Below are 1,329 nucleotides of genomic sequence, written 5' to 3'. Positions count from 1 at the left end.
GCCCGGGCGCGGTCCGGGCCGCCGCCGCGGCGTTCCGCCACGACCCGGCGCCGTTCTGCCCCATCGTCTTCTGACCCGGAGCGCCGCGGCCGGCGGTTTCGCGGCCGTTCCCGCCGGGTTAAAGAAACGTTTTCCCCGACATTTGAGCGACCTCTGAGCGACCTCTGACCAACCTCCGACCGATGCCCGACCGACGCCCGACCAAGGAGCCTCATGCCTGGTCCCGGATACGCGCACTTCGGCGCCGAGGAGCGCCGCAACCTCCTCGAAGTCGTCGACTCCTGGCTCGCCACCTCCGACGCGCACTCCCGCCCACCCGGGGTGGACGCCCAGGTCCGGGGCCTGGAGCGGGAGCTGTCCGCACGCTTCGCCGCCCCGCACTGCCTGGCCGTCAACAGCGGCACCTCCGCCCTGCTGGCCGCGCTCGCCGCGCTCGGCATCGGCCCGGGCGACGAGGTCATCGTGCCCGGCTACCTCTACGCCGCCTCCGTCTCGGCCGTCGTCTTCGCGGGCGCCACCCCGGTGTTCGCCGAGATCGACGAATCGCTGACCCTCGACCCGGCCGACGTCCTGGCCCGGATCACACCGCGCACCAAGGCCGTCATGCCGATCCACATGCTCGGCGCGCCCTGCGACCTGGCGGCCCTCGGGCAGATCGCCGACGACCACGGGCTGTTCCTGCTGGAGGACGCCGCCCAGGCCTGCGGGGCGACGTACCGCGGCCGCCCGGTCGGCACCTTCGGCCAGGCCGGCGCGTTCTCCACCAACATCTTCAAGGTGATCACCGGCGGCGACGGCGGCTTCCTGCTCACCCCGGACGAGCGACTCTTCCAGCGGGCGTACTCCTTCCACCACCACGGCTGGTTCCCGTACGGCGAGGAGACCGGGGACGGCGACCAGCTGTTCGGCCTCAACCTGCGGATGAACGCGTTCACCGCGGCCGTCGTCCGCGCCCAACTCGCCAAGCTGGACGCCATCCTGGAGCGCAACCGCACGCTGGCCCGGGCGCTGTCCGCCGCGATCCCGGCCCGCGACGGCCTGCGTCCGCGCCTGCTGCACGACGCGGACGGGGACTGCGCGACCCTGCTGGTGTACCTCTTCGACGACGCGGCGAGCGCCGACGCCGTCGCCAAGGAGCTCGGCACCCGCACGCTGCTCCACTCGCCCAAGCACTACTACGGCGGCCTGCCCGAACTCACCGCCCTGATGGCCGGCGACGCCCGCCCCAGCCCGTTCCGCCGGCCGCCCGAGACGGCGCGGCACGACTACCGGGCCGGCGCGCTGCCGCGCACCGACGACGTGCTGGCCCGCTCGCTCGCGCTGACCGTC

At 73.7% G+C, this 1,329-nt stretch carries 1 protein-coding gene; it reads left to right on the top strand.

What is annotated here, in order from left to right:
• Window positions 1–213 precede the first annotated feature (213 nt).
• Window positions 214–1,329 (top strand): DegT/DnrJ/EryC1/StrS family aminotransferase (locus ABZW03_RS40935; RefSeq protein ID WP_355269976.1); only part of this gene is annotated, 1,116 nt, incomplete at its 3' end.

It is taken from the genome of Kitasatospora sp. NPDC004799 (assembly GCF_040609095.1).
Taxonomy (GTDB): Bacteria; Actinomycetota; Actinomycetes; order Streptomycetales; family Streptomycetaceae; genus Kitasatospora.
This window is presented reverse-complemented; position numbering and strand designations above follow the sequence as displayed.